The sequence below is a fragment of the Curtobacterium sp. MCBA15_016 genome (assembly GCF_001865105.1).
Classification (GTDB): domain Bacteria; phylum Actinomycetota; class Actinomycetes; order Actinomycetales; family Microbacteriaceae; genus Curtobacterium.
Genome location: NZ_MJGR01000013.1, coordinates 59,725 through 60,288, shown reverse-complemented (window position 1 = coordinate 60,288; position 564 = coordinate 59,725). Strand labels below are relative to the sequence as shown.

Annotated in this window: 2 protein-coding genes; both read left to right on the top strand. The window is 71.6% G+C overall.

The window, feature by feature from the left end; translation table 11 throughout:
- Nucleotides 1–210, top strand: a 210-nt coding sequence (locus tag BIV03_RS05700) for a VOC family protein (protein ID WP_175475731.1), incomplete at its 5' end; no start/stop codon positions are given.
- 85 nt (nt 211–295) lie between these two features.
- On the top strand, nt 296–564 hold a 269-nt coding region (locus BIV03_RS05695; RefSeq protein ID WP_175475729.1), incomplete at its 3' end, for a MarR family transcriptional regulator.

Sequence of the window (564 nt, the reverse complement as noted above, 5' to 3'; positions counted from 1 at the left end):
GACGCCCTGCTCGCCGACGGTGGCCGTCCGAGCCGGTGCGGATGGCTCTTCGACCGCTGGGGTGTGGCGTGGCAGGTCACCCCGTCGATGATGGGCGACCTGATGACCGGCTCGGGCGACCCCGAGGCCAACGCCCGCGTCTTCGAGGCCATGATGCAGATGGTCAAGCTCGACATCCCCGCCCTGCGGGCCGCCGCGGCGGGTCACTGAGCCGGCGCGATCCGTACCCGCCGGTATGGTGGCGGGACCGAACACCGCCGGCAGGTCCCGGCGCAGACAGGCTGGAGTCCGTCCGATGAGCGAACCGAGGCCCGATGTCCGCAACAGCGACATCGGACGCGCGTACACGGAACTCGCCCGCATCACCCGCCGCGCGAGCATCCGGGCACGCGGCTCGGAGGCGATCCTCAGCGTCGTCGACCAGTCCCTCGTCGACTTCGTCGTCCAGCACGAGGGCTGCATGGCGATCGACATCGCCCGGTACCTGCGGCTGAACCGCTCCACGATCTCGCGGCAGCTGTCCGGGCTGCTGGCGGCCGGGCTCATCCGGACGGTCGACGGCGG